Source organism: Leptospira harrisiae (assembly GCF_002811945.1).
GTDB classification, from domain to species: domain Bacteria; phylum Spirochaetota; class Leptospiria; order Leptospirales; family Leptospiraceae; genus Leptospira_A; species Leptospira_A harrisiae.
Map to the genome: position 1 here is coordinate 1,153,659 of NZ_NPDX01000001.1, position 26,122 is coordinate 1,179,780.

Below are 26,122 nucleotides of genomic sequence, written 5' to 3' on the forward strand. Positions count from 1 at the left end.
CGATCTTTACAGAGCTGAACTACTGGCAAAATGTATGCCTATTTTTGTAACGAAAGGTGTTTCATCTGTCTCGATGCGCGAATTATCAAAGGAGTTAGGTGTTTCAACGGGAACCCTTTACCATTACTTTCCAACGAAAGAGATTCTATTTGAATCTATGGTAAAACAACTCGTTGCCATTGATGAAAAAGAGATTACCGAACTTTCTGAAAGTCATACGGGTCTCCAGGACATTATGGCTTTCGTTGCAAAACGAGAGGAACATTTTATAAACCTAATGTTACTTGCTGTGGATGTAAAGAGACACTTGAGTGAATCGAGTGAACTTATGCAACTAGTGGAAGATTCATTTACTTCGTATCGAACAGCTTTGGATCGATTTTTTCCTTCGACGACTAATACAAATAGTGGTAAGGCATTTTTGTCATTTTTTCTGGGAGCATTGTTTTTAAAAAATAATGCAACTGAGGAAACCAATTGGCCGGAACTTTTTGAAGGTTTGGGGAACCTCATGACATTGTTTCAAAGCAAAGAATAAGGAGATACGTTTATGACATTCACCAAAAGACTTAGTTTTTTACTTAGTTTTATTTTGCCGATTTTGGTTGTTGTTGCCGAATGGGTTGGTGGCCTTACCTATTTGTTGGTTCCGATTACGGTCTTTGTTTTTTTACCATTGTTGGATTTTGTTTTAGGAAAAGACAACTCGAATCCAGACGAATCTAATTTCCTCAAATTACAAAATGATTTCTATTTCCGTTTTCTAACGCAAGTGTGGGCTTATCTTCAACTTGCCTTTGTTATTTGGTCCGTTTACAGAATTGCCGTATACCCACATTCCTTGGTTGAATTTATTCTGTTTGCGATATCAGTCGGAATTGTAACGGGTGGAATTGGCATTACTGTTGGCCATGAGCTTGGGCATAAAAACATGCGTTATGAACAATTTCTTGCCAAGATGATTTATATGACAGTTTGTTATATGCACTTTTTTATTGAACACAATCGAGGGCATCATACAAACGTCTCTACTCCTAACGATCCTGCTTCCTCCAAAAAAAACCAATCATTCTATCAATTTTATCTTCAAACAGTCTTCGGTGCTTACCAATCTGCTTGGGAGTTAGAAACAAAACGTTTAAAAAAGTTGGGACTCAGCTCGCTTCATTATCGAAATGAAATGATATGGTATTTGGTAGTTACTATTCTCTTTTTGACATTGATGGTGGGATTTGGATCAATGTATTCTTTCAATGTTATCCGTTGGGATATACTCGGATTTTTGTTGTTACAATCGCTAATAGCATTTTCCCTATTGGAGTTGACCAATTACATTGAACATTATGGCTTGAAGAGAAAAGAAATTGGCAATGGTAAATTTGAAAAAGTACTACCCATTCATTCTTGGAATCAAAACTATTTTGTTTCCAATGCTTTTTTGTTTCACCTACAAAGACACTCAGACCATCATGCAAATGCGGGTAGGCGATACCAAGTTTTAAGACATTTTGAAGAAGCTCCTCAACTGCCATTTGGTTATGAATTGATGATTCTTATCGCTTTGTTTCCGCCGCTTTGGTTTCAAATGATGAATCCAATTTTAGAGTCTTGGGAATTAAAGAATCCATTGAAACATTAATATTTCTAAGAGCTTGGTTCTGCTCTAAAGAAAAACCTGCAAAGAAAAACTTTGCAGGTTTCCGAGTTGCTCATTCGGATTCTAATAAAACCGATCTTTTTGATCTTATAATCGAAAATAACAAATACAACAATGCTGCGATTCCTAAATAAAAGAATCCGGACGCAATATATCCAGAAACAGGTGGGTATAAAATACTAAAACTAAAATCAGGATTTTCTGATTCCTTGAGTAAGTTTGCCAATTTAGGTTCGTTATTTTTAATTTCATCGCCTGAAGGATATGAGTAAGGATCAAAATTGATTGGCCATTGGTAAGGGTTTCCATAATAAAGTGAATAACCTTCCTTATTTCCATCCTGGTTTGCGAAAAAATAAATTTCTTCAAGTGGTTGGACAGTTATCGCATTTTTTAGGTGAAGCGTTTCGTTTTCGCCGTCATAAACTTCAATTTCAAATTCAGAATTGATTGTCCTTGAAAGAGGTATTTCTGTAAAAACTCCTTCCTCTTTGTTATGATTTACTGTTCCTTCAAATACAGTGTCCCATTCTTTTTTGTTTATTTTTCCGCGAACAGTAATTCTCCGTTCCCAGTTGGTTTCCTCAAACTCTAGTTTTAAAATTTGAAATGCCGATTGTGATTCATTAGGAAATAAAAACTTACAGTGATTTTCTGCCAGCACTGGGCTTGCAACTGAATGCGATTTTTCCCAATATAGGTTTTTATTTTGTTTTGCTCTGGTTGCATTCGGAAATTTTAAATCCGAACCTGGTTCTGCCTCTAATCGTAAAAACCGGTGTTTTGTTCCACTTAAATCAATTTCTCCAGACGATTGGTTGCCATATTTATAAAGGAAAACTGATTTTGAATCCGAAAATTGGTCTGGGTTGTCACCTAATTTTAAAGTAATGGATGTTTCATAATCATAAGCACTAGAAACCGATAACTTAGTATAATTCATACCTTCTGGTAACTTAGGAAGTTCCAATACATAAATTTCTAAATCATCTTTTTTAGTAAATAGAAGTTCCGGTTTTACTTTTTCTGTATTTTTGGCAATTTCTTCTGCATTTTGAATATGATAGGGTACTATTTCTCCGTTGTAAGCGATTCTTAAGTCGCCGTAAAAGGAGTGTTTATAGATGTCCTCGTCTAACATCAGTTTTACAACTCCATTTGGAGATATATTGCCTGAAATTTTCAGATCTTTTTTGTATTTAAAGTTTTGTACAGCAAGAGGTCTGCTTGAAACTTGAGAAGTAATCGAAATAAAGAATAGAATGGAAATTAAGTATTGAAGTTTCATTTTGTTTCCTTTTTGAAATGATTGTATAATGTTCCTGTTACAATGAGTGTAACACCTAAGAATAAACCTGCGAGAATACGGTAACCTAAACTCAAATTCCAAAAATCATATAAGTAGAATTTTATGATGACTAGGGATAATGAGCCAAATCCAACATATCTGAGAGATTGGATTTTTTTGAGGAATCCGATGGTTAAAGCAACTAATCCATAAACAATCAAACTGAGCGTATAGAGAAATAATTGTTTTTCTTCTGGAAATCCAAGGTAAATTTCAACGAAAGTACCAAGCAACCAATAGGGATAGGCAGCATATAAAAAGAGTTTAGAAAAATCAGAGAACTTTCTGCTGTAGAGATAAGAAAGTACCAGATAAACCGATCCTGTTGCGAATACCAAAAATCTTCCGTTTAAGAAAGGGATTTCGTTTTGAGAGCGATAAGTGAAAGCAAAAATGTAGAACAATGCAAAAAACCAAACAGGGAAAGCCGCCCAATACATATACAATTGTTTGGAGTAGGTGGATGCAATGGTTACAAGGAAAGCGAAACTGATGAGACTAAAAGCCAAAAATTTTCCCGTGGTTCCAATGACGATTAAACTTACAATGAATGGGAGACCAAATAACCCAATGATATCATATAGTTTTTTCTTATCCAAACTTAAGGTTGTTCTTCTGATAGAACGTTCATACAATCCATAAAATAAGATAAGGATTAAGGTCAGTAAAAATGGCTTTGCAATTGGATAAAAAACAGAAAAAATCCAAAATGACTGTACAAATCCAAGTCCCAATGTAAACCCGATAGCAGTGATGGTGAGAATGAGGTCTTTTGATTTTGAAGTTTCTAATGTTTGAAATTCTCTCAAAAGAAACAATAGAAAAACTCCCAATTGGAAGACAATTGGATAAAATGGTTTTGCATCGGCTAGGTTTGAATCAGCCCAGCCAACAAAGATTAGGTGATTTGCTCCAAGCAAAAGGAGTGGCATGATTTTCCAGTTTGTATCTTTTCGTACCCAGAAAAATAAAATATTCCATAAAAGTAGATAAGTGAATAAAAATGGATATGAGTTTTGTCCTGTCGATAGTAGCAGGGGAACTAAAAATGCACCAAGAGATGCAAATCCAAATAACACTTCGCTTTTTTGAGAATGGGCAATGGCGACTGTGGTTAAACTTAGGATTAGTAAACCAACAAAACAGGTTTCAGTAGAGTAGAGATCATACCAAAGATATCCCGAATAGTACGCTGAAAATAAAACTGCAATTCCAAGACCCATAAGACTTGGTGAAAGGTAGGGTCTTGTATTCCTTACACGGAATCCATAAATTAGAACCGGAATTGCCAAAACAAGGCCAATCCAAATTCGAACAGATTCATTGATCCAATATTCTTCAATTGCTAAATAGAAAAACCAGATTGAAGCAAGAAGTAATGAGAATACTCCTAACTTTACAAATAAATTTTCTCCGATCCACTGAACAAACCAATTGGGTCCATCATTTAATGATACCTCTGTTTGGTGGACAACTGTAGGAGCAGGGGCCGGTTTTGTGCGAATCTGCTCTTGCGGAGTTTGGGTATTAGAGAGGGATAAAACTCTTTCTTTTAGAAAAGAAAGCTCCCTCTCCATGGATTGAATCCTTGTTAGGATTTCTTTTGTTTCTTTTTCTTCCACGGAGGAAATGGTTCACATCCGCATAAGGAGGGGAACTACTTTTTATTCTGGATCGTTCCACATTCCGTTTTCACGGATGAGGTCGATGAGTAAATCGGCAGCTTCCGTTTCTTGGACTCCTTTTTTTACAATTTCTTTCCCTTTGTAGAGGTGAACCTTACCGATTCCTGCACCCACATATCCAAAATCAGCATCTGCCATTTCACCCGGGCCATTTACGATACATCCCATGACTGCAATTTTTACACCTTTTAGATGTCCTGTTCTTTGTTTGATCATAGCAGTTGTGGATTGTAAATCAAACATAGTGCGTCCACAGGATGGGCAAGAGATGTATTCAGTTTTTGTGAGACGCAGTCTTGTTGCTTGTAAAATATCAAAACTTAAATGAAGTGATTCTTCTGGTTCCCCATCCCCATAAGACAAACGAACTACATCGCCAATTCCATCCAATAAACTTCCACCTACATGAATCGATGATTCATAGAGAAGTTCTTCTTTATCCTTTGAATGATGGACAAGGACAATTGGATAATCAGATTCTCTTAATTGATAAGCCAACTTTCTGACAGTGAGTAGATCTCCATTTTTTACAGAAAAAAGAAGGTTTTCAATTTTTCTTTTTTTCGATTCTTTTACAATTCTTTCAGCTAGATGAATGTTTTGCAAATCGATACTCCATTCAACGCTACGTTTATCCTTGGCAAAACGAGTGACAAAATCCAAAAGATCATCCCAAGATTCTTCTGATTCTTGAAAGAATAAACTGGGATTGATCACCCACTTTTGAAATCGATAAATGTCCTCTGCCAAACTATCATATTGGTAAGTCAGTTCCTTTGAAAGTTCCACAGAGACTGGGAGCGGAAATGATCCCCGTTTAACTGTAGTTCCAAGGGAGATTAAATCCAATTCTGATTGAATCGTAAAATGAATGAGTTCTGGAATTCGACCAGACTTAGATCCCCTTTGGATGAGATGAAGAACTTCTTCTGCTGATTCAGATCCAAAAAAAGGAAAACAAGTTTCAATACGAACAGGCGAGTTATCACCAATTTTAGTTTCACCCAAAGCCAACTCTTTGGAATAGAATCTAGAGTATTGGAATGGATCGCGAAATTCAGTAAAAATAGTTTTTTGGTTTTCAATCGATTGTGATTCGAAATGGGGATCTGATACTGATGAAATTTTGTTGTTTTGATGAAAGAGTTCGTTGTATTTTCGAACCAATTCTTTCGCTACAGGGATTTCATAAATGGCATCTTCGGTCAGCGATACACGAATGGTATCACCAAGTCCATCTGCGAGTAAACTTCCAATCCCTATCGCAGATTTAATCCTGCCGTCTTTACCATCACCAGCTTCCGTAACACCTAGGTGAAGAGGATAGTCCATTCCTAAATCATAAAATCTGGAAACTAACATCCGGTAGGCTTGGATCATCACTTGAGGATTGGATGCCTTCATTGAAACAACAATATCTCGATAAGAGTGTCTTTCTGCTATTCGTATAAACTCTAATGCCGATTCTACCATTCCAAGTGGAGTGTCACCAAACCGATTCATAATACGATCAGAAAGACTTCCGTGATTAGTCCCTATGCGCATAGCCACACCCAATTCTTTTGCACGAAGCACTAGGGGCGTAAATACTTCTTCAATTCGTTCTAGTTCTTCATTGTAATCTTTGTCTGTGTATTCGATGATTTCAAATTTTTTTTTGTCTGCAAAATTGCCAGGATTGATTCGCACCTTTTCAACCCATTCTACACATTTTAAGGCTACTTGTGGAGTAAAATGAATATCTGCAACCAAAGGAACTTTAAGTCCTAGTTCTTTCATTTTTTGACGTATGTTTGGCAAATTGTCTGCATCTGCCTGACTAGGTACTGTTAGGCGGACAATTTCAGATCCAGCTTTTTCTAAATCAAAAATTTGTTTGATACTGGCTTCCGTATCTCTTGTGTTAGATGTAATCATTGATTGGATACGAATTGGGTTTTTCCCACCAATTCCAACATCTCCTACCTTCACTTCCCTGGTAGGACGTCTTTTATAGAAAAATGGCGATTCGTTATATTTGGTGCTCATTTGAATCTTATGTTCTCATTATCTAGAAAATTAAATTCAAAATTTTGGGCAAGCAGTATGAAAAAAATCTGTGGGTTTCAATTTCCATCCTCCTCAGACCGAAAATCTATTTAGGAAGAATACCGGGCTTTTTGATACGATGAATACGGAAGTAAAACAAGGTTTACAGCGAAAATACCGAGTACAGGTCACAGTGGCAATCTACCGAGAAGGAAGTTTGTCTTACAAAAGTGAAATTCTGTCACCGGCGTATTATGACAAACGCCAAGAAGCTCGAGACCATATCCGCCAAGAAATCCGAGAAAGATTAGCCCATTCTAAGTTCTTCCGGTCCACTCGTTTGGATTATGATCTTGTTCGTTACACAGAAGAGGGAAGTTGTAATACATTCCTCCGATACAGCATTCAAGATTCTGAAATTTGAATCCTAAAAAAAAAATATTCGATTGGTACCAAACCCATAAAAGGGATCTACCTTTTCGAAAGAAAAAACAAGCGTATCCTATTTGGGTTTCTGAAGTAATGCTTCAGCAAACAAGAGTTAATGCAATGTTGCCATTGTATGAAGCGTTTATCAAACGATTTCCCAATCCGGAATCATTAGCTTCTTCGGAAGAGGAAGAAGTATTGGCTTACTGGAAAGGCCTAGGTTATTATAGTCGAGCTCGTAATCTTAGAAAGGCGGCCATCTTTCTTGTCCAAAATTATAATGGTTCTTTTCCGAAAGATCTAAATTCTGTTTTAAAACTTCCTGGAATTGGAAATTATACAGCTAGGGCAATTCTTTCTATTGCCTATGACTTGCCCTTTGCTGTGTTAGATGGAAACGTGAAACGGGTTTTGTCTCGGTATTACGGATATACAGAAAATATTTTAGGTTCAAAGGCTGATAGTGACTTACAAGAGAAAGCTGACCTCTTTTTAAACACCGAACATCCTGGTGACCACAACCAAGCATTGATGGAACTAGGGGCAACCCTTTGTCTTCCTGAATCACCGAAATGTCTCCTCTGTCCTCTTAGTGATTTTTGTTTCGCAAGAATCCACCAAAAAACTGGTGAAATCCCATTACGGAAAAAAGAGAAAAAACAAATCCAACTTTCCTCTGAAATTTTTGTTCTAATGGATCAAAAACGAATTTTACTCGTTCGAGAACCTAAAATGCGATTTCTAAAGGATATGTTTCATCTTCCTTATGGAATGGTCGGTGAAGTTCCCGAAGAAACCTATGCTCCCACTCCCTTCTTTCTTGGCCTGAAAAAAATCTTAAAAGACCCAAAACCAGTAGGTATGTTTAAACATACGATCACCCACCATAAATTGGTTTTTTCCGTTTTTGTCTCACCATTGAAAGGGATTGAAGAAATCGACAATTTGACAAAGAAATTCGGTGTCGAAAGTAAGTGGGTTACTCTCTCGAGTCTAGATACTGAATTTCCTTCTTCTCTCGCCTCAAAAGTAAAAAAGTTTTTGCTTTACTTAGAATCCTAATTCGATACGATTCACGGGCTATGGTCGAGGTCATTGTCTGGATCGAACATGTGATTGCTAATATCCCTCTGCCAATCCTAGAGGTTTGGGGTCGGTTTTCCTTTTTACTAGGTTCTATTATTTCTATATTCGCATTTACTGGTTTTACCTTTCGAAATGGAAAAACTTTCCGAATTTCTAGAGAAGTTTGGCAATGGAATCTGACAAGTTTCTATTGGTTTGTAATTACCTTTGTATCTATCTTTCTCACAGGGTATTTGGGAAGTTCTATCGTTCTGATTCCAGGGGCACAAACACTCGAAAGCCTAAAGGATCTTTCCGTATTCCTTTGTTTGAATTTTTTTGGTTACCCAGCACTTCTTGCCGTACCATTTGCCTACGGGCTCTCTGACTTAATTGAAGGAGTCCCTCCAGAATTTTTATGGGACTGGTTACCTGGTTACTTTATCAATCCAACGTTGTTTTGGCTGTCTTACCAAATGATTGGAAAATCACCTGACTTCCGTAATGTGCGCGTTTGGTTTTATTATTTTCTTTTTGTTGTTTTGTTTTTGCTTCTTGAACCCTTTTTGTGGGGTTATTTATGTTCGGAACAATTTGGGGCAGAGTTATCCTACCACACGATAAGCTCAGCACTTTTGTTTACCACTGGAATCACATGGATTCTTGCTCCGTTTGCGATGTTACTGACGTTTCCAATCGTCCGCAAGTTTGGTTTTTTTTGGGCAGAAGTTCCTGGCCAAGTCAAAGAAGTGACTCTTTCCGATCCTCCATGGGTTTGGGTTTCTGGACCAACCGAACTAAAAATTTCAGAAAAAGATTCAGATATAAAAACTGGAATCTCCTTACAATTATTCATTGTTACACCTTTTGTTTGTTTGGTGTTAGTCCTTGTTGGGATCACATCTTACGTTACCTTAAAAAATGAAGAACAGTCTGCCTTTCAATTGGTTGAGGTCCTTCATAGACAATGGTCAAAAAATATCAATTTAAGTTTGGATCGTTATCTTTCAGAATCATCACAGAAGCTAAATAACAACTATGAACAAGGTAAACTTGTAGAAGTTCTAGATAACTCGAAAGTAAATTCACAAGGTAGAGTTTTTTTATTGGATGAACATTTAAATCCATTGGCATCACTTTCTTCCGAAACAAATAAATCAAGGTTATTGGAAATAGCCAGGGTAGAACTTAAGAAGTTAGGAAATGAAATTTATACTTCCGAAAAAAGATTTAGCTTTGCGGTGGTGACTAAAAAACCTCTCTCTCGAGAAAATTGGAATGCAATGGTTACGGTTTACACTCACCCAAAACTAAAAGAAAAAACATATTTGATTACTTTATTTCCCTCATCCTTTTATCTGAGCGGAGTGATCAGTGGAAATAGTAAATCGGCCATGGTGTTTGCCTGGGCCATTTTACTAAGTTTAATTTTGGCTGCAGTCGTTTCTGAATTCGTAACTAGGCCAGTTTTATCTTTCGCAAAGGCTTCCAAATCATTAGCAAAAGGAGACTGGAATTATCCTGTGGGCGAAAGTATGATTGCGGAATTAAAAGATCTTTCTGATGCCTTTCGTTTTATGTCTTCCGAACTCAGACAAAGTTTTGAACGTGTGGAGGAAAGCCAACGATTGGTGATGGAAACCAATTCCAACTTAGAAGAAAAAATTGTCCTAAGAACAGAAGCTCTGATTGAAAGTAATCTAAACTTAATTGATATGATTGAAACAAAAGAAAAAATCTTAATCGATTTACATAAAACACAAAATCAACTTTTGCAAAGTGAAAAATTAGCGGCTCTTGGCCAATTTGCTGCAGGGATCACACATGAACTTAACACACCTCTTGGTGCGATTACCTCTAGCGTGTATACCATGTCGGAAATATTAAAAAATGACATAGCAAACTTACCTGATTTTTTAGAATCATTGGATGCTTTTGAAAAGGAAGATTTTCGTTTTTTTCTTCAATTGAGTGTATCCTATGGTTCTCGTCATTCGGGACTTCTCAATCGAGCAGAAAAAAAAGAAAGACTAGGGATATTAAATTCCCACCAAGTTGAAAATCCAGAAGAAGTGTTGGAAGATCTTATTTCACTTGGAATTCTTCAAATCGACGAACCAATATTAAAAAAACTAAAGAATCCAAATGCCGGAATTATTTTACAAAATGTTTTGATTTTGGGAAGTTTATACCGTTTGGTTTACGTAATTCAAACTGCCACCGAAAAAGCATCACATGTGGTAAATGCTCTCAAACATTATCTTTATACGGATCGATTAGAAACAGAAACAAATTTTCAAAATGTCCATATACCTACCGAATTAGATTCGATTCTAACCTTATACCAGACAAAGATAAAAAATGATGTAGAAGTTACAAAATTATATAAAACATCTGACTATTGTTTGGCGGAAAGAGATAAACTCAACCAAGTTTGGATCAATATACTAAACAATGCATTACAGGCAATGGAATATCGTGGAAAATTAACCATCTCAGTTTTTTCCAATGAGAATTCCGTCATTACATCGATTTTAGATTCAGGAAAAGGAATTGCTCCTGAAATTCGAGATAAGATTTTTTTACCTTTTTTTACTACAAAAAAACATGGCGAAGGGATTGGGCTTGGGCTTGACATTTGTAAACAAATCGTAGAAAAAATGAAAGGTACAATCGAATTTTCGTCAGATGATCGAGGGACTGAGTTTAGGGTGTACTTACCAAAGGCAATTGAAGGGGAAAGAGATTGAATATTACGCCGCTACAAACTGAAAAAAACGCAATCCTATGCGTGGATGATGAGCCGATTCTTTTACTTTCCCTCGTACAAGAACTAAAACGAGAAATTGGTGGTGGTTTTACTTATGAAACTGCACAAAACCCTGAGGAAGCGATGGAAGTGATCGATGACCTTTGTCGTTCTGGAGTCGAAGTCATTCTCATCCTTTCTGATTGGCTGATGCCTGGAATGCGTGGAGACGAATTTCTCATCCAAGTCCATCAAAAATACCCACAAATTAAATCCATTCTGATTTCAGGGCATGCTGACCGCGAAGCCATCAATCGAGTGAAAGAAGAAGCAAAAACTTATGCCATTTTTTCCAAACCTTGGAATAGCAGGGAATTACTCGATGCAGTTCGTTTCTGTTGCAATTTGACCTAAGTCCATTTTTCTGGACGTAAGGTGCGTACCATCTACATCCGCAAACTCCGATTTGAAGAAGCTCGTATCAAACTAGAACGAGAACTTCACGATGCCTTTATGGACGGAGAATCCTATGTGGAAATCCTACATGGGATTGGAGAAGGAATTCTCAGGCGAATGGCGATTGACTACGTGGAGACTTGCGGTTTTCTGAAACTAGTGGAGACCGATCCGATGTTTCGGTCAAATCCAGGCGCAACAATTGTCGAAATTCTCGCTCCTTCAAAAGAATACATCAACCGATTGAAATCATGACCGAACCAAACTCTAAGATAGAAATCCTCGACGTCACTTTACGAGATGGGGAACAAACAAACGGTGTCTCGTTTTCCTGGCGGCAAAAACTAAATATCACCAAACATTTGCTAATGGATTTGAAAACGGACCGTGTGGAAATTGCAAGCGCACGTGTTTCGCCTGGTGAATTCGAAGCTGTCAAAAGAATTGTGGAATGGGCGAAATCCGAAAACCTACACGATCGAATCGAGATTTTGGGATTTGTTGATTACGATAAAACAGTAGAATGGATGAAAGGAACTGGGGTTCGAGTTCTTAATCTTCTCACTAAAGGTTCATTAAACCACTTAACAAATCAACTTCGAAAAACTCCTTCGGAACATTTTTTAGATATACAAAAAACTGTAGAATTTGCTGCTTCTTCTGGAATTTCGGTAAATGTTTATTTGGAAGATTGGTCAAATGGCTACACATATTCTCGAGAATATGTATTAGAATATTTGAATGTTGTATCAAAATTTCCAGTTCGTAAATTTTATTTAGCAGATACTCTTGGAGTTTTGTCTCCATTAGAAGTTCGGACAGCCGTTTCCGATTTAGTAAAAGAGTTTCCTCAACTTTGGTTTGAGTTCCATGGACATAATGATTATGATTTAGCTGTTGCTAATTGTTTGGAAGCAGTGAGTGCCGGTGTTCGTGGGCTTCATGTGGCTGTGAATGGTCTTGGGGAACGGGCCGGAAATTCTCCTTTGGAAGCTGTTGTTACTGCAATTCATGACAAAACAAAATATAAAACTTCCATAGTGGAAAAAGAAATCACCAATGCATCTAGGCTTGTTGCCGTTTTCTCTGGTAAACGAATTTCGGATAACAGACCAATTGTTGGTGAAGATGTATTTACCCAAACTGCAGGGGTTCATGCGGATGGGGATAAAAAAGGAAATTTATATGCCAATCCAATTTTACCAGAACGGTTCGGGAGATCTCGGGTTTACGCATTAGGAAAGTTAGCTGGTAAGGCCAGCATTACTGAAAATTTAAAACAATTAGGAATGGTCCTGTCTCCTGAAATTGAAAAAAAAGTTTTGGAAAGGGTGATTGAACTTGGTGACCAGAATAAAACCGTCACCAAGGAAGACCTTCCCTATATCATCTCTGATATCACTGGCGAAAATCTGGAAGCAAGTTTTCGCATTGAGACTTGCACCGTAACGAGTGGGATCGGAGTCAAACCAAAGGCCGAAGTAAAAGTGAATTTCCAAGGGAAGGATTACGCGGCAAAGGGAGAAGGGGACGGTGGTTACGATGCTTTTATGAATGCCCTTGGTAAAATTTTAAAAGAATTAAAAATCCAAATTCCAAAACTCTATGACTATGAAGTTCGGATTCCTCCCGGAGGAAATACCAATGCTTTGGTCGAAACGGTCATTACTTGGAAAGTGGAAGGTGAAACTCATCCCATTCGCACTATCGGCATTGACTCTGACCAACAAGTGGCAGCTGTGAAAGCCACAGAACGATTGTTACATATTCTACTCGGAAACGTATGATTCATTTTCTCATTGTGGGCCTAGGGAATCCAGGCGATAAATATAAAAACACTCGCCATAACATTGGTTTTATGATCTTGGATGCTCTTGCGAGTAGTTTCAGTGTTTCTTTCAAAGATTCCAAAAAATATATGGAATCAACTCATACTTTAGATGGGGATAAAATTCATCTTTTAAAGCCATTAGAGTTCATGAATCTTTCCGGAAAATCCACACAAACCCTCGCAAATTTATATAAAATTCCTCCTTCCCAGATTCTAGTGGTTCAGGACGAAGTAGATTTACCTTTTGGTAAAATCAAAAATAAAATTGGTGGCGGTACGGCAGGTCACAACGGACTAAAGGATATTGTAGCAAAACTTGGTTCACAAGATTTTCACAGGTTGCGATTTGGAGTTGGCAAACCAGATAAAGGTGGAATGGAAGTGGCTGATTTTGTGTTACAGAATTTTAATTCGGAAGAAAAAAGTAACTTGGACAATCTAATTAAAGAATCGGTTACGAAAATTGAAGAATGGGTTCGAACCAATCGCAATCTAATCCGAAAAGAAAACGGAGGATAAGGTATCCCACCTTCCAACGAATCAAGGTGAATGGACGATAATTCAAATTTTTATGACTAAAGACAAAGAAACCACTATCAACCTTCGTAGTCTCATCATTCAAACCATCTTATCAATTGTAATTGTATTGGTCATAGTGTTTGGCCTTGCCTTTTTTTTTCGAAAGGAACTACTCGGATTTAGCGAACATTTTGTAAGAATTTTTGGTTATTGGGGACTTTTTGTGGGGATGATCCTTTCGGATAGCCTTCCCGCTTTTGTTCCACCCGATGCTTTTCTAATGCTTGCAATAACAGGGGAAATGGACCCAATTCTTACAATTCTATCCATGTCTTTTGGGAGCATACTTGGTGGATCACTTGCATATTTCATTGGCTTATACCTAATTCCTAGATTCCATTTAGGTAGACAGATGGTTTTGCATTATGAAGAAAAACTCCTTCCTTATCTCCGTAAGTATGGTTTTGGCGCAGTAGTTCTGAGCGCACTCACACCCATTCCTTATTCTTGGATGGCATACACTGTCGGAACGTTTAAAATGCGTTATTCGTTATTTTTGTTTGGTTCACTATTTCGGTTTGTGCGTGTGACCGTTTATTTTTATGCCATGTATCTTGGATGGATCACTGGAGGATAGATGTCTGACGAACGTTTGTTTCCAAAAACTATTGATGAGGTCATCTTAGAGAAAGTAAGATTTTTCTTTTTGCCAGATCGGACTGCTGCTTTTGTAAAAAATTTAGTAGAAGGAAAGGTTTCCGAAAGGTCGTTGATTTGTTGTAATTCAGGTTGCGATGTCTGTAACGAAACAATATACAATTGTTATGTGGCAGTAAAAAAAGAATTGGAAAAAACTTAAGTTGGATTCTCTTTTTTCACAAAATAAACAAGTTCCACTTGCTCATGCAGTAAGACCAAAAAACTGGTCTGAATTTGTCGGACAAACGCAGGTTGTCCAATCACTCAAAGCCATTTCTAAACCCACTTCAATTCTTTTTTATGGCCCCCCTGGATCTGGAAAAACCACTTTAGCACACCTTCTAACACAAAGTTGGAGTATGCAAAAACGTTATTTAAGTTGTGTGACAAGTGGACTTAAGGAAGTGAGAGAGGTTTTGGATGAAGCCAAACGGCAAGGAACCATAGTCTTATTTTTAGATGAGATCCACCGTTTTTCATCTTCCCAACAAGACGCTCTTTTGTCAGCAGTAGAAGAAGGTGAAATTATTTTAATTGCTGCGACCACCGAAAATCCTAGTTTTCGCGTAAATAAAGCACTACTTTCTCGGATGCTTGTTTACCGTCTCACAACTCTTTCTGAAGAAGAAGAAAATTCTATTTTTGAAACTTGCCTTACAAAACTCAATCACAAGGGGAAGTTCCCTCCGGACCTAAAAAAGGAACTCTTTCGTAGAAGTTCAGGAGATGCCAGGAAACTTCTCGGATATCTAGAAAGAATTTTAAATTTTACAGAAGACACAGGTAATATCAACGAATCTAAGTTAGCTGAAATTCTAGGTGAGAATGTAATTTTTTACGATAAAAATAGTGAAAGTCACTATGATATCATCTCGGCCTTTATTAAATCCCTCCGCGGGAGTGATCCCGATGCCGCCCTTTTTTATTTGGCACTGATGATCGAAGGGGGAGAGGACCCACTTTTTATCGCAAGGAGACTTGTGATTTTTGCCAGTGAAGATGTGGGAAACGCGAGTGTCCACGCACTTCCCCTAGCCATTGCCACTTGGCAAGCTGTGGAACGAGTGGGGATGCCGGAAGGCCGCATTCCCCTCGGGCAATGTACAACTTTTCTTGCTTCGGCACCGAAGTCTAACGCGAGTTATCTGGCAATAGACAAAGCTTTGCAGTTGGTTCGAGAAAGAAAACGGGAATTTCAAATTCCAAACCATTTGCGTAATGCTCCCACAGCCACACATAAGAAGGAAGGGGCAGGAAAAGATTACCAATACCCCCACGATTTCCCAGGGCATTTCCTGAAAGAACGTTATTTTCCCACTGATTTTTATCCAGACATTCCCCAGTTTTATGCTCCGACAAACCAAGGTATGGAAAAGAATTTAAAGGAACAACTGGAGCGACTTTGGGGGGACCGGTATTGAGAATATATCTCAAATCGGCCGCAAAAATTACAAACGATCGAAATTAACACGAAAACAAAGGGGAAAATGATTCTCATCTTGACAATCGACCCCACTCGTGAGAGCATTTTCATACATGGGTTCTGCACCAGATAGTTTTGCGCCAATCCTTCTACAACTTTTACTCGGAGTCGGTTTTTCCGCTCTGATTTTGACCCTTGCCTTCCTCATCAATCCGAAGAAAAAATCAAAACCCCAAGATACCTTTGAATGTGGAGTTACCTATTACGGTGATGCGAGAGGACTCTTTAACATTAAGTTCTATCTTGTTGCGGTACTTTTTATCCTCTTCGATATTGAAGCCGTCTTTTTATATCCCTGGGCAGTGAACTTAATCAGCTTTAAAGAAGCGGGCCTTGGTACCTTCTTCCTTGTGGAGATGTTTTTCTTTTTACTCATACTTGTTGTGGGTCTATACTATATATGGAAAAAGGGAGCACTGGAATGGGATTAACAGAAACACTATCCAAACCGGGTGAGATGTTTGGCGACATGTTCCAAGTCGCTACATTGGATAACGTAGTCCAATGGGGACAAAGTTTTTCATTATGGCCTTATCCTTTTGCCACAGCTTGTTGTGGAATCGAATACATGAGTACTTCTTGTGCTGATTACGACATCGCTCGATTTGGTGCAGAACGTCCTTCCTTTTCACCACGCCAAGCCGATATGATTTTAGTTCTTGGAACCATCACATATAAAATGGCTCCCGTCTTACGCCAGATATACGACCAATTGGCAGAACCTAAATTTGTAATTTCTGTGGGTGCTTGTGCTTCTTCTGGTGGTATGTTTCACACCTACGGTGTGTTACAAGGTGTCGACCGAATCCTGCCTGTGGATGTTTATGTTCCTGGTTGTCCTCCTCGTCCAGAAGCACTCCTTGATGCCCTTGTCAAACTCCAAAAGAAAGTACAAGGACAAGGATTAGAAGCGAGACGCCAAGAAGTCATGAGAAAAATCGAAGAAATCAACGAACGTAACAAACCTCTCGTAGTGGCATGAAAGAAACAATTACTGAATACTTAAACTCGCGGTTTTCTGATGTTTTACTTCCACAAAGGGACATAAACACCAATTTGCTCTATTTTAGTATCAAAAAGGAAGCCCTCCCAACCATTGTACAAGCGTTAAAGGAACATCCTGAATTTGCTTTCACTTACCTAAATGATCTTACCTCCGTCGATTGGCTTGGAAAAAGAGAACCAAGGTTTGAAGTGGTATATTTACTTCGTTCTCCCAAGAACAAACACTTCCGTTTACAACTTCGCGTTCCTGTGGGAGAAGGGGATGAAGTTCCAAGTCTCGTTAGTATTTTCCCTGCAGCCAATTGGCCAGAGAGAGAAGTGTATGACCTTATGGGGATTCCGTTTTCCAACCACCCGCAGTTGGAAAGGCTCATCATGCCTGATAACTTTATAGGACATCCACTTCGTAAGGATTATCCGTTAGAGGGACCGGGACAGGATTATCTCATTGAAGACTTACTCACCATTCATGTGAACGAGGATATTACCGGTTAGGCGGTAGGAAATCATTATGGTAATGTACGAAAAAACAGCCGAACACTTTGGCCAGAAATTCAAAGACCTACCGGAAGGACATTTACTTGTCAACTTGGGACCCAGTCACCCCGCCACTCATGGTATTTTACAAAACGTAATCCAAATTGATGGAGAACGTGTGGTGGATACAGAATCCGTCATTGGATATGTCCATCGTTGTTTTGAAAAATTAGGCGAACGTTACGATTACAATCAGTTCTTAGTTTGTACTGATCGTATGAACTATGTATCCACTCCACTCAATAATATTGGTTGGATCCTAACCGTTGAAAAGATGATGCAGATCCAAGTTCCCGATCGTGTTACTTATGTAAGAATGATCATCTCTGAACTTTCTCGGATCATGGATCATATCATCTGCAATGGGATTATGGGTGTGGACCTTGGCGCTTTTTCTGGGTTACTCCATTTGTTTCATCATAGGGAAAACATTTATCAGATTCTAGAGAAGTTAACTGGCGCTAGGCTGACGACCACCTTTTGTCGTGTGGGCGGAATGGAACGTGATATTTATCCTGAATTCCAATCCGAAATCAAAACCATCATCAAAGGCCTGAAACCAGCTTTGGATGAATTCCAAGACCTACTCATTCGTAATAAAATTTTTAATGAAAGAACAGCAGGGATTGGTGGTTTATCTGCAGATCGTGCGATCGCCTATGGATTTTCTGGTCCAAACCTTCGTGCGGCAGGTGTTCCTTGGGATGTAAGAAAAGATGATCCTTATATGTTCTACGACAAAGTCGATTTTGATATTCCTGTGGGAGAAGATGGATCGGCCCTCGACAGAACTCTTGTTCGTATGGAAGAGATGCGTCAATCCATGCGTATCATTGAACAACTCATCGATGGAATTCCAGAAGGACCATATCACGCTGATGTTCCTCACACTTTCCTTCCTCCGAAAGATCGTGTGTATCACAATATGGAAGAACTCATTTACCATTTTAAAATCATTATGCACGGAGTGAAGGTTCCTCCAGGAGAATACTATATGTCCACCGAGGCTGCCAATGGAGAGCTCGGTTTTTATGTGGTATCCGAAGGGGAAAAATCTCCTTGGAGAGTGCATGTAAGACGCCCTTGTTTTTGGTATTACCAAGCGTTCCCGGAACTTGTCAAAGGGGGCTTACTTGCTGACACCATTGCTACTATGTCTTCACTCAATGTCATTGCAGGGGAGTTGGATTGTTAATGGCCTATCAATTTTCACAAGATTCTGAAATAAGGTTCCAGAGGTTGATTCCGCAATTTCCGAGCAAACGTTCGTTAATTTTACCCTGTCTTTTTTTATTACAAGCTGACAAAGGTTTTGTGGACCAGGAAGGGATGCAGTACATTGCAGATCGAATTGGAGATCCCATATCCCTCGCACATGTTCATGGAGTTGCTACTTTTTACACCATGTACAACAAAAAACCTGTGGGTAAGTTCCATATCCAAATTTGTGGAAATATCTCTTGTTATCTTTCAGGCTCTGATTCTATCACCGAACATGTATGTTCCAAATTAGGAATCGAGCCGGGTGAAACCACGGGTGATAAAAAATACACAGTGGATGAAGTGCAGTGCCTCGGTGCTTGTGGGTTTGGGCCAGTGGCTCAAATCAACGACAAATATTATGAAAACCTAACACCGGAAAAAATCGAAGCTATCATTTCCGAATTGGAAAAGCAGGTATAAAATGGGATTAAAAACTCTTCTCACAACTCACGTTGGTGCCGCTGATTCTCATACTTTAAATCATTACCGTTCGGTCGGAGGGTATGAAAGCCAAAAAAAAGCCCTTACCGAAATGACCGCCGAACAAATTGTAAACGATGTGAAAAACTCCGGCCTTCGTGGTCGCGGTGGTGCCGGTTTTCCCACAGGAAACAAATGGGGATTCATTCCTAAAACTGACAAACCAAAGTATTTGATTTGTAATGGGGATGAAGGCGAACCGGGAACTTTTAAGGACCGACTTTTAATAGAAAAATTTCCTCATATGCTCATTGAAGGGATGGTCATTGCTGCCAAAGCAATCGACTCCCACCAAGGTTATATTTACATTCGAGGTGAGTTCCATAAAGGAATTCGGATTGTGGAAGAAGCAGTGGAAGAAGCTTACAAAGCGGGCCTTCTTGGAAAAAACATCTTAGGCCTTGGGTATGATTTTGATTTGGCTGTGTATTCCGGAGCAGGTGCTTATATCTGCGGGGAAGAATCGGCTCTTATCAATTCCCTTGAGGGAAGGAGGGGCCATCCAAGACTCAAACCCCCATTCCCAGCCGTATCTGGATTGTATGCATGTCCTACTGTTGTGAACAATGTGGAAACTTTTTGTAATGTCCCGCATATCATTCGTATGACAGGTGAAGAATACAAAAAAATTGGAACAGAAAAATCACCGGGAACCAGGCTATTTGCAGTCAGTGGACATGTGAAAAAACCGGGGATTTATGAAGTCGAAATGGGAACTCCGATGAAGGAACTCATTTATGATATTTGTGGTGGGATTAAAAACGATGGAACTCTGAAAGCAGTGATTCCGGGAGGAAGTTCTTCTCCAATTCTCACAGCAGAAGAGGCCATGACGGCAACTATGGATTATGAATCGATTGCTTCTCTCAAATCTATGTTAGGTTCTGGGGCGGTCATCATTCTTTCTGAATCTGCAGATCTTGTGGAAACCACATACCGATTGGCAGAGTTTTATTCACATGAATCCTGTGGCCAATGTACACCTTGTCGGGAAGGTACACACTGGGTAAAAGACCTCCTCCATAAAATTAAAATTGGAGAAGGAACAGAAAAAGATGTAGAACTCATTTTTTCTTTGTCTAGGAATATGGAAGGTGGAACCACCATCTGCCCGTTAGCGGATGCTTGTGTTATGGCAGTCCGTCCAACGATGACAAAGTTTAAAGGGGAGTTCTCTGCTCGATTGAAAAAGGAAGTGAGCATCTCTCACTAAAGGTCATCGAAACAATATGGACTGGGCTCTAATACTTGCTTGGGGAATTAAAATCCTCTCACTTTTTTTTATCATTCTAACGGGTGTGGCCTATTACACACTCGCCGAACGTAAGTTCGCTGGTTTTATCCAGGATCGTCCGGGTCCTAACCGTGCTGGAATTTTTGGACTTTTCCAACCACTGGCCGATGGGATTAAGTTTATCGCCAAAGAAGAAATTTTTCCAAAAAACGTATCCAAAGGGATGTACCTTTTGGCTCCCACCATCTCCATGACCTGTGCCATTATGGCTTGGGCCGTGATTCCTTTTGGGGGAAGTCTTCCGGCACCGGAGTGGCTTATGGCTCTTACCGGTGTCACGACCATTGATTTACAAATTGCAAACCCTGACTCTGGGGTTTTATACATGCTTGCCATTTCTTCCCTTTCAGTCTATGGGATTATGATTGCAGGTTGGTCCAGCAACAACAAATACTCGTTACTCGGTGGTGTTCGTTCTACGGCTCAGATGATTAGTTACGAACTTCCTATGGGACTTTCCATTGTTGTGATTGTGATTATGACCGGATCACTTAAACTAACAGACATTAGCGATTCCCAAAAAGACATGTGGAATATTTTATCTCCACCCGGTTTTGTTGCCTTTTTCATTTATGTGACTGCGATGTTTGCCGAAACCAATCGACTTCCTTTTGACCTTGCGGAAGCGGAATCGGAGCTGGTTGTGGGTTTTCATACTGAGTATGGGGCTTTTAAGTTTGCACTCTTCTTTTTGGCAGAGTACATGAATATGATCACCATGTCTTGTCTTACCACCTTACTCTTTTTTGGTGGATACAATGTTCCTTTTCATTTAGGCGCAGGGTCTCCCTACCAAGCATTTTATGGACTTGGATTTTTTATTCTAAAAGTTCTGTTCTTTGCCTTTTTGTTTATTTGGGTTCGTTGGACCCTTCCTCGTTTTCGTTATGACCAACTCATGAAGCTTGGTTGGAAAAAAATGATACCTTGGGGCCTTTTTGCTGTGATGTTCGCAGCCATTTACACAGTATATTGGAAAGAAGGATGGATGAAATTATTTATATGAACTTTGAATCCTCTCCATCCTTTTTATTATTTATCTTTTTTGGAACAGTGACAGTGATTACGGCACTAAGTGTCATCTTCCAGAAAAATCCCGTAGTTTCGGCAGTTTCACTTGTATTTACATTCTTTGCGCTCGCGGGTATTTACGGAATCTTGGGAGCCTTGTTTATTGCCACCATGCAGGTGTTAGTTTACGCTGGTGCGATTATGGTTCTGATCGTGTTTGTTTTGATGTTACTTTCGCAAAGAGCAGAGACTCTTTCTCGTTATAGAAAACACCCGATCCGTTTGGTTTTACTTTCTGTGTTTGCCTTGGGATTTTTCTTTTTATTGTATAGTGCACTCACAACAGGAGTTCCTCATTCAGAACAAAAAGGAAAAGGATATGAACTAACCGAGTATTCCTTTCCCATCCAAGGAACGGGAACTATCAATGCAAAAGGCAATGTCGCCAGTGTTGGTGCTTCCACTTATTTGGATTACTTACTTCCTTTTGAAATGATCTCTATATTACTTCTAGTAGCTGTCCTTGGGGCAGTGATCCTTGCAAAAAAGAGACTCACAGAAGTGGAGCAAACAAAGGACAACGTGTTATGAATCAATTCATTAATGACATCCCCGTTTCATACATTTTAGGTCTTGCCGGAATTTTATTTTCTATTGGTGTTCTTGGAGTTCTCATCCGAAGAAACATTGTCATTATCTTTATGTCAGTGGAACTCATTTTAAATTCTGTAAATTTAGTTTTTGTTACCTTTTCCAAAGCCCTTTCCCATATTTCAGGGGAAACGATTGTTTTCTTTGTAATGGCAATTGCGGCAGCAGAAGCGGCTGTGGGACTGGCACTTGTGATTGCCATTTTCCGGCATAAAAAATCCACCAACGTGGATGAACTCCAATCGATGAGATGGTAATCCTATGTTAGATTTATTCCCAATTGTTGTCCTTCTTCCTCTCCTAGGTTTTTTGCATAATGGTCTATTGAAAGACCGGATTCCCCATCGGTTTGCGGGTGCCATTGGAACCTTGGCTGTATTCATTCCGTTCCTAATCACCTTAGGTGCGTTTAACGAATTTAGACCAATGGAAAGAACGGCACCACATTTGGTTCCTGTTTTTGATTGGATTGTGGTGGGTAATTTTAAATCTTCTTTTGGTTACCAAATCGACCAACTTTCTCTTTATATGACTCTTATCATTACAGGCATTGGATCTCTCATCCATTTGTATTCGATGGGTTATATGAAAGGGAATGTGGGATATAACCGATTTTTTGCCTATTTGAATTTATTTATATTTTGTATGTTAAACTTGGTTTTAAGTGACAACCTAGTGCTTACCTTTCTTGGTTGGGAAGGAGTGGGATTGTCTTCCTATTTACTCATTGGGTTTGACTACGATAAAAGTTCCGCAGCGGAAGCGGGGATGAAAGCATTCATCCTAAACAGAATTGGTGACGTTGGTTTTATCCTAGGAACAGGGTTTTTATTTTGGTTAGGTGGTAGTTTACAATACTTACAACTCCAAACTAATTTAAGTGAAATGAGTGAGTTTGCAAATTATGCAAACATTGTAGCACTTTTTTTCTTTGTTGCGGCTATGGGAAAGTCAGCACAAATTCCTTTGTATGTTTGGTTGCCTGATGCGATGGCAGGTCCCACCCCTGTTTCTGCTCTCATCCATGCAGCAACTATGGTAACGGCGGGGATATTTCTCATCGCTAGGCTAAATTTTGTATTTTTACTTGCTCCGGAAACATCTCTTTTCATTGCCATCATTGGGGCTGTGACTGCACTGTTTGCAGCCACCATTGGAACTTTACAAAACGATATCAAAAAAATTCTAGCATACTCAACAGTTTCACAACTTGGATTTATGTTTCTTGCGATGGGTAGCATGAGTTATGTGGCTGGACTTTTCCACTTAATGACACATGCCTTTTTTAAAGCCTTATTGTTTCTTGGTGCAGGTTCTGTGATTCACGCCCTCCACCACGAACAAAACATCAAACATATGGGTGGACTTTTCGGAAAAATTAAAATTACTTCTTTTACTTTTTTACTGGGAACTCTTGCCATTGCAGGATTTTTTCCTTTCTCTGGCTTTTTCTCAAAAGATTTAATTTTAGAAAAGGCCTACACCTACGGTGCGTTTGGTTCTATCCTTTGGACAATGGGCGTTGTCGCTGCCTTTTTCACTTCGTTTTATATGTTCCGACTTGTCTTTGTTGTATTCTTTGGAAAAGACAACACGGACTCACATCACAAAGTTCATGAATCTCCTTGGACGATGACCTTGCCACTTGTGATTCTTGCGACAGGCGCCGTGGTTGCCGGTTTTTTACAGACCCCACATTTCTTTTTACATATTGATACTTTAGAAAGATTTTTTGCTCCTGTATTGTCAAAAGGGTATGAATTGGCTTCTCTTCATGGAACTTTAGCCGAACACAAGACTCTAGTTCATGACGTGGAACTTTCGTTAGCTGCGTTTTCTGTAGGCATCGCAACTATTGGTCTTATCCTTGCTTATTTTCTTTATCAAAGAAAACAGAGCCCCATTCTGGAAGAACATACAGGGTTTCGAAAGATTCTTTTCCATAAATACTATATCGATGAAATCTATGACTTCCTATTTGTGCGTCCGTTTCTCTTTTTATCAAAAGGAGTGGCATTCTTTTTTGATATCAAGATTCTTGATCGATTCTTTTTGGGAATTGGTGGGAGTTTTGGTGTGATTGCTAATGGTTTACGGAGGCTCCAATCTGGATTTATTGGCGATTACGCCTTGTATGTTGTCATAGGTACATTTTGTATTTTAGTGTATCTATTAACGAGGGGGGTGTAAGGTGCCGGAACAAATTTTATCGATCATTATCTTTTTACCAATTCTATCCTCTTTACTCATTGTATTTCAAAAACGAGTAGGGGCAATTGTTGTCATCTCAGCACTTTCGTCAGCATTTACTACGATCCTATCCATCGGCCTTTTTTTCTTTTTTGATTCCAGTAAGTCGGGATTACAATTTGTCCACTGGATTCCAGATTGGATTCTATCGGGCAAACTGAGTGTAGACTACCATGTTGGGCTTGATGGAATTTCTCTTCTTTTATTTGCCTTAACTGCTTTTATGTTTTTCCTTTCGAGTATTGCCTCTTGGTCTAACATTCCAAAGAAAATCAAAGAATTCCATATCTGTTTACTTGTTTTGGAAACAGCAGTCCTTGGGGTTTTTGCTGCCGGTAACTTAGTCCTCTATTATGTTTTTTGGGAACTTATGGTATTACCAATGGTCCTTATGATTGGCATTTGGGGTGGGGAAGAAAGAACCAAAGCTGCATTAAAATACTTTTTATTTTCTATGGCTGGTTCCTTGTTTATGTTAGGTGGTATACTCACCCTATATTTTAAAACAGGAAAAACATCGATTGAATCTTTGTCTACGGCAAGTCTTGGGATGTATTCGGAACCTCTCCAATGGTTTTTGTTTTTTAGTTTTTTCCTAGCATTTGCAATTAAAATCCCACTTTTCCCTTTCCATACTTGGATGCCGGATGTCCATACACAAGCACCTACTGTTGGTTCGGTGGACTTAGCTGGTGTATTACTCAAAATCGGGGCTTATGGATTCATTCGGTTTTGTATTCCTTTTTTCCCGGAACCAAGTTTACTTTCTCAAAATTGGGTTCAGATTCTCGCTGTCATTGGTATCGTTTATGGTTCGATGGCGGCACTTGTCCAAACTGATATCAAACGAATCATTGCTTATAGTTCACTTTCCCATTTAGGATTTTGTATCTTGGGCCTCTTCTCTTTTACAAACGAAGGAGTTGTGGGTGGGATGTTGCAGATGGTATCCCACGGGATATCCACTGGTATGATCTTTCTTATGATCGGGATGATTTATGAAAGAGCTCATACAAGAAACATTGCCGAGTTTGGTGGACTTGCAGGTCAGATGCCTGTGTTCTCCACTTTTTTTCTCATAGCGGTATTGTCTTCTGTGGGCCTTCCTGGTACCAATGGATTTGTGGGTGAGTTTCTCATTCTTATGGGAGCCATTAAATCCAATATTTGGCTTGGTGGAATTGCTGCCACAGGTGTGGTGCTTGGTGCCTTGTATTTACTTTGGTTTGTAAAACGATTCCTATTTGGAGTGAGTAAAACCATCCAAGCCAAACCATATAAAGATTTAACCTTTAGAGAAGTGGGAATTTTATCTCCTCTGGTTCTTTTTATCTTTTGGATTGGGATTTATCCGAAACCATTTTTAGAAATTTTGCAATCTTCCTCCAATGTATATTTAAATTCCGCATCGATGCAATCCATTGTTGAAAGAAAAGACTTACAAAAAGATTTCCTTGGTGGAAACGTAAGCCGGCAATTTTCGGATTATTCAAGTTTAGGAAAAGAACCTTTGTCCTTTGAAGAAAGGTTGGGGTCTTTCCAATCAAAGTATGCTCTTCCTACTTTTCTTTCCATAAAGGAAAACAAACCGAATTTGAATGAAAACTTGGACAATTTGGAAAAGTCCATTGAGTCTGATTTTGACTTGGAACCAATCCAAAAAGAGACAATAGGAAACTAAC

The 26,122-nt window shown here is 38.9% G+C and carries 26 protein-coding genes; 23 read left to right on the forward strand and 3 right to left on the reverse strand.

Going from position 1 to position 26,122, the window contains the following annotated elements; translation table 11 throughout:
- Nucleotides 1-34: 34 nt before the first annotated feature.
- Together CH364_RS05260 and CH364_RS05265 are read left to right on the forward strand one after the other, a co-directional pair.
- Nucleotides 35-538, forward strand: coding sequence for a TetR/AcrR family transcriptional regulator (locus tag CH364_RS05260; RefSeq protein ID WP_100742514.1), 504 nt, complete (start codon nucleotides 35-37; stop codon nucleotides 536-538).
- Between the two features lie 12 nt (nucleotides 539-550).
- Nucleotides 551-1,639, forward strand: coding sequence for an alkane 1-monooxygenase (locus tag CH364_RS05265; RefSeq protein WP_100742515.1), 1,089 nt, complete (start codon nucleotides 551-553; stop codon nucleotides 1,637-1,639).
- Nucleotides 1,640-1,709: 70 nt separating this feature from the next.
- Here CH364_RS05265 and CH364_RS05270 read toward each other — a convergent pair whose 3' ends face one another.
- The 3 genes from CH364_RS05270 to ispG are packed head-to-tail and all read right to left on the reverse strand — an operon-like array spanning nucleotide 1,710 to nucleotide 6,718.
- Complete coding sequence (locus tag CH364_RS05270; RefSeq protein ID WP_100742516.1) at nucleotides 1,710-2,945, reverse strand: hypothetical protein; 1,236 nt, start codon at nucleotides 2,943-2,945, stop codon at nucleotides 1,710-1,712.
- Nucleotides 2,942-4,627 (reverse strand): DUF2339 domain-containing protein, encoded by a 1,686-nt coding sequence (locus CH364_RS05275; protein WP_100742517.1) that lies wholly within the window; start codon nucleotides 4,625-4,627, stop codon nucleotides 2,942-2,944. The genes CH364_RS05270 and CH364_RS05275 overlap by 4 nt, the downstream gene beginning before the upstream one ends.
- A gap of 42 nt (nucleotides 4,628-4,669) precedes the next feature.
- Nucleotides 4,670-6,718, reverse strand: coding sequence for a (E)-4-hydroxy-3-methylbut-2-enyl-diphosphate synthase (gene ispG / locus CH364_RS05280; RefSeq protein ID WP_100742518.1), 2,049 nt, complete (start codon nucleotides 6,716-6,718; stop codon nucleotides 4,670-4,672).
- 139 nt (nucleotides 6,719-6,857) lie between these two features.
- Between ispG and CH364_RS05285 the strand changes: the two genes are divergently transcribed.
- The 21 genes from CH364_RS05285 to CH364_RS05385 all read left to right on the forward strand — a co-directional run bounded on the left by CH364_RS05285 (nucleotide 6,858) and on the right by CH364_RS05385 (nucleotide 26,121).
- Nucleotides 6,858-7,142 carry a hypothetical protein gene (locus CH364_RS05285; protein WP_004788885.1) on the forward strand — a complete coding sequence of 95 codons (285 nt, stop codon included), beginning with the start codon at nucleotides 6,858-6,860 and terminating at the stop codon, nucleotides 7,140-7,142.
- On the forward strand, nucleotides 7,139-8,209 hold the full coding sequence (mutY, locus tag CH364_RS05290) for an A/G-specific adenine glycosylase (RefSeq protein WP_100742519.1): 1,071 nt from the start codon (nucleotides 7,139-7,141) through the stop codon (nucleotides 8,207-8,209). The genes CH364_RS05285 and mutY overlap by 4 nt, the downstream gene beginning before the upstream one ends.
- Before the next feature lie 20 nt (nucleotides 8,210-8,229).
- Nucleotides 8,230-10,962, forward strand: a complete 2,733-nt coding sequence (locus CH364_RS05295) for a HAMP domain-containing sensor histidine kinase (RefSeq protein ID WP_100742520.1) — start codon at nucleotides 8,230-8,232, stop codon at nucleotides 10,960-10,962.
- A complete protein-coding gene (locus CH364_RS05300) occupies nucleotides 10,959-11,375 on the forward strand; it encodes a response regulator (RefSeq protein WP_100742521.1) in 417 nt (138 codons plus the stop codon). Before CH364_RS05295 ends, CH364_RS05300 begins: the two co-directional genes overlap by 4 nt.
- Before the next feature lie 21 nt (nucleotides 11,376-11,396).
- A complete protein-coding gene (locus tag CH364_RS05305; protein WP_100742522.1) occupies nucleotides 11,397-11,672 on the forward strand; it encodes a Smr/MutS family protein in 276 nt (91 codons plus the stop codon).
- Nucleotides 11,669-13,204: a (R)-citramalate synthase CimA gene (gene cimA / locus CH364_RS05310; protein ID WP_100742523.1), complete on the forward strand. Its 1,536-nt coding sequence runs from the start codon at nucleotides 11,669-11,671 to the stop codon at nucleotides 13,202-13,204. The genes CH364_RS05305 and cimA overlap by 4 nt, the downstream gene beginning before the upstream one ends.
- Complete coding sequence (gene pth, locus CH364_RS05315) at nucleotides 13,201-13,767, forward strand: aminoacyl-tRNA hydrolase (protein WP_100742524.1); 567 nt, start codon at nucleotides 13,201-13,203, stop codon at nucleotides 13,765-13,767. The genes cimA and pth overlap by 4 nt, the downstream gene beginning before the upstream one ends.
- A gap of 52 nt (nucleotides 13,768-13,819) precedes the next feature.
- Nucleotides 13,820-14,404: a YqaA family protein gene (locus tag CH364_RS05320; RefSeq protein WP_100742525.1), complete on the forward strand. Its 585-nt coding sequence runs from the start codon at nucleotides 13,820-13,822 to the stop codon at nucleotides 14,402-14,404.
- On the forward strand, nucleotides 14,405-14,626 hold the full coding sequence (locus CH364_RS05325) for a hypothetical protein (protein ID WP_100742526.1): 222 nt from the start codon (nucleotides 14,405-14,407) through the stop codon (nucleotides 14,624-14,626).
- Between the two features lies 1 nt (nucleotide 14,627).
- Nucleotides 14,628-15,887: a replication-associated recombination protein A gene (locus CH364_RS05330; protein WP_100742527.1), complete on the forward strand. Its 1,260-nt coding sequence runs from the start codon at nucleotides 14,628-14,630 to the stop codon at nucleotides 15,885-15,887.
- A gap of 115 nt (nucleotides 15,888-16,002) precedes the next feature.
- Nucleotides 16,003-16,380, forward strand: a complete 378-nt coding sequence (locus CH364_RS05335; RefSeq protein WP_002981657.1) for an NADH-quinone oxidoreductase subunit A — start codon at nucleotides 16,003-16,005, stop codon at nucleotides 16,378-16,380.
- Nucleotides 16,371-16,931 carry an NADH-quinone oxidoreductase subunit B gene (locus tag CH364_RS05340; RefSeq protein WP_100742528.1) on the forward strand — a complete coding sequence of 187 codons (561 nt, stop codon included), beginning with the start codon at nucleotides 16,371-16,373 and terminating at the stop codon, nucleotides 16,929-16,931. Before CH364_RS05335 ends, CH364_RS05340 begins: the two co-directional genes overlap by 10 nt.
- Complete coding sequence (locus CH364_RS05345) at nucleotides 16,928-17,449, forward strand: NADH-quinone oxidoreductase subunit C (protein ID WP_100742529.1); 522 nt, start codon at nucleotides 16,928-16,930, stop codon at nucleotides 17,447-17,449. The genes CH364_RS05340 and CH364_RS05345 overlap by 4 nt, the downstream gene beginning before the upstream one ends.
- 16 nt (nucleotides 17,450-17,465) lie before the next feature.
- Nucleotides 17,466-18,686 carry an NADH-quinone oxidoreductase subunit D gene (locus CH364_RS05350; protein WP_207762213.1) on the forward strand — a complete coding sequence of 407 codons (1,221 nt, stop codon included), beginning with the start codon at nucleotides 17,466-17,468 and terminating at the stop codon, nucleotides 18,684-18,686.
- A complete protein-coding gene (locus CH364_RS05355; RefSeq protein WP_100742530.1) occupies nucleotides 18,686-19,174 on the forward strand; it encodes an NADH-quinone oxidoreductase subunit NuoE family protein in 489 nt (162 codons plus the stop codon). Before CH364_RS05350 ends, CH364_RS05355 begins: the two co-directional genes overlap by 1 nt.
- Nucleotide 19,175: 1 nt before the next feature.
- The gene (gene nuoF, locus CH364_RS05360; protein WP_100742531.1) at nucleotides 19,176-20,447 is read left to right on the forward strand and encodes an NADH-quinone oxidoreductase subunit NuoF; all 1,272 of its coding nucleotides are present in this window, start codon (nucleotides 19,176-19,178) and stop codon (nucleotides 20,445-20,447) included.
- A gap of 16 nt (nucleotides 20,448-20,463) precedes the next feature.
- Nucleotides 20,464-21,534 carry an NADH-quinone oxidoreductase subunit NuoH gene (gene nuoH, locus CH364_RS05365; protein ID WP_100742532.1) on the forward strand — a complete coding sequence of 357 codons (1,071 nt, stop codon included), beginning with the start codon at nucleotides 20,464-20,466 and terminating at the stop codon, nucleotides 21,532-21,534.
- Nucleotides 21,513-22,130, forward strand: coding sequence for an NADH-quinone oxidoreductase subunit J family protein (locus CH364_RS05370; protein ID WP_100742533.1), 618 nt, complete (start codon nucleotides 21,513-21,515; stop codon nucleotides 22,128-22,130). The genes nuoH and CH364_RS05370 overlap by 22 nt, the downstream gene beginning before the upstream one ends.
- Nucleotides 22,127-22,447, forward strand: coding sequence for an NADH-quinone oxidoreductase subunit NuoK (gene nuoK / locus CH364_RS05375; protein ID WP_100742534.1), 321 nt, complete (start codon nucleotides 22,127-22,129; stop codon nucleotides 22,445-22,447). The genes CH364_RS05370 and nuoK overlap by 4 nt, the downstream gene beginning before the upstream one ends.
- Before the next feature lie 4 nt (nucleotides 22,448-22,451).
- Complete coding sequence (nuoL, locus tag CH364_RS05380; protein WP_100742535.1) at nucleotides 22,452-24,380, forward strand: NADH-quinone oxidoreductase subunit L; 1,929 nt, start codon at nucleotides 22,452-22,454, stop codon at nucleotides 24,378-24,380.
- 1 nt (nucleotide 24,381) lies between these two features.
- Nucleotides 24,382-26,121, forward strand: a complete 1,740-nt coding sequence (locus CH364_RS05385; protein ID WP_100742536.1) for a complex I subunit 4 family protein — start codon at nucleotides 24,382-24,384, stop codon at nucleotides 26,119-26,121.
- The last annotated feature ends 1 nt before the right edge of the window (nucleotide 26,122 follow it).

Excerpts from the sequence above, each read along its gene's own strand:
- CH364_RS05270 (WP_100742516.1), bottom strand. The coding sequence starts at position 2,945 with ATGAAACTTCAATACTTAATTTCCATTCTATTCTTTATTTCGATTACT.
- nuoL (WP_100742535.1), top strand. The coding sequence starts at position 22,452 with ATGTTAGATTTATTCCCAATTGTTGTCCTTCTTCCTCTCCTAGGTTTT.
- CH364_RS05345 (WP_100742529.1), top strand. The coding sequence starts at position 16,928 with ATGAAAGAAACAATTACTGAATACTTAAACTCGCGGTTTTCTGATGTT.
- CH364_RS05265 (WP_100742515.1), top strand. The coding sequence starts at position 551 with ATGACATTCACCAAAAGACTTAGTTTTTTACTTAGTTTTATTTTGCCG.
- CH364_RS05370 (WP_100742533.1), top strand. The coding sequence starts at position 21,513 with ATGGATGAAATTATTTATATGAACTTTGAATCCTCTCCATCCTTTTTA.
- CH364_RS05340 (WP_100742528.1), top strand. The coding sequence starts at position 16,371 with ATGGGATTAACAGAAACACTATCCAAACCGGGTGAGATGTTTGGCGAC.
- nuoH (WP_100742532.1), top strand. The coding sequence starts at position 20,464 with ATGGACTGGGCTCTAATACTTGCTTGGGGAATTAAAATCCTCTCACTT.
- CH364_RS05295 (WP_100742520.1), top strand. The coding sequence starts at position 8,230 with ATGGTCGAGGTCATTGTCTGGATCGAACATGTGATTGCTAATATCCCT.
- CH364_RS05260 (WP_100742514.1), top strand. The coding sequence starts at position 35 with ATGCCTATTTTTGTAACGAAAGGTGTTTCATCTGTCTCGATGCGCGAA.
- ispG (WP_100742518.1), bottom strand. The coding sequence starts at position 6,718 with ATGAGCACCAAATATAACGAATCGCCATTTTTCTATAAAAGACGTCCT.
- CH364_RS05350 (WP_207762213.1), top strand. The coding sequence starts at position 17,466 with ATGGTAATGTACGAAAAAACAGCCGAACACTTTGGCCAGAAATTCAAA.
- CH364_RS05335 (WP_002981657.1), top strand. The coding sequence starts at position 16,003 with ATGGGTTCTGCACCAGATAGTTTTGCGCCAATCCTTCTACAACTTTTA.
- CH364_RS05355 (WP_100742530.1), top strand. The coding sequence starts at position 18,686 with ATGGCCTATCAATTTTCACAAGATTCTGAAATAAGGTTCCAGAGGTTG.
- nuoK (WP_100742534.1), top strand. The coding sequence starts at position 22,127 with ATGAATCAATTCATTAATGACATCCCCGTTTCATACATTTTAGGTCTT.
- CH364_RS05325 (WP_100742526.1), top strand. The coding sequence starts at position 14,405 with ATGTCTGACGAACGTTTGTTTCCAAAAACTATTGATGAGGTCATCTTA.
- pth (WP_100742524.1), top strand. The coding sequence starts at position 13,201 with ATGATTCATTTTCTCATTGTGGGCCTAGGGAATCCAGGCGATAAATAT.
- nuoF (WP_100742531.1), top strand. The coding sequence starts at position 19,176 with ATGGGATTAAAAACTCTTCTCACAACTCACGTTGGTGCCGCTGATTCT.
- CH364_RS05320 (WP_100742525.1), top strand. The coding sequence starts at position 13,820 with ATGACTAAAGACAAAGAAACCACTATCAACCTTCGTAGTCTCATCATT.
- cimA (WP_100742523.1), top strand. The coding sequence starts at position 11,669 with ATGACCGAACCAAACTCTAAGATAGAAATCCTCGACGTCACTTTACGA.
- CH364_RS05285 (WP_004788885.1), top strand. The coding sequence starts at position 6,858 with ATGAATACGGAAGTAAAACAAGGTTTACAGCGAAAATACCGAGTACAG.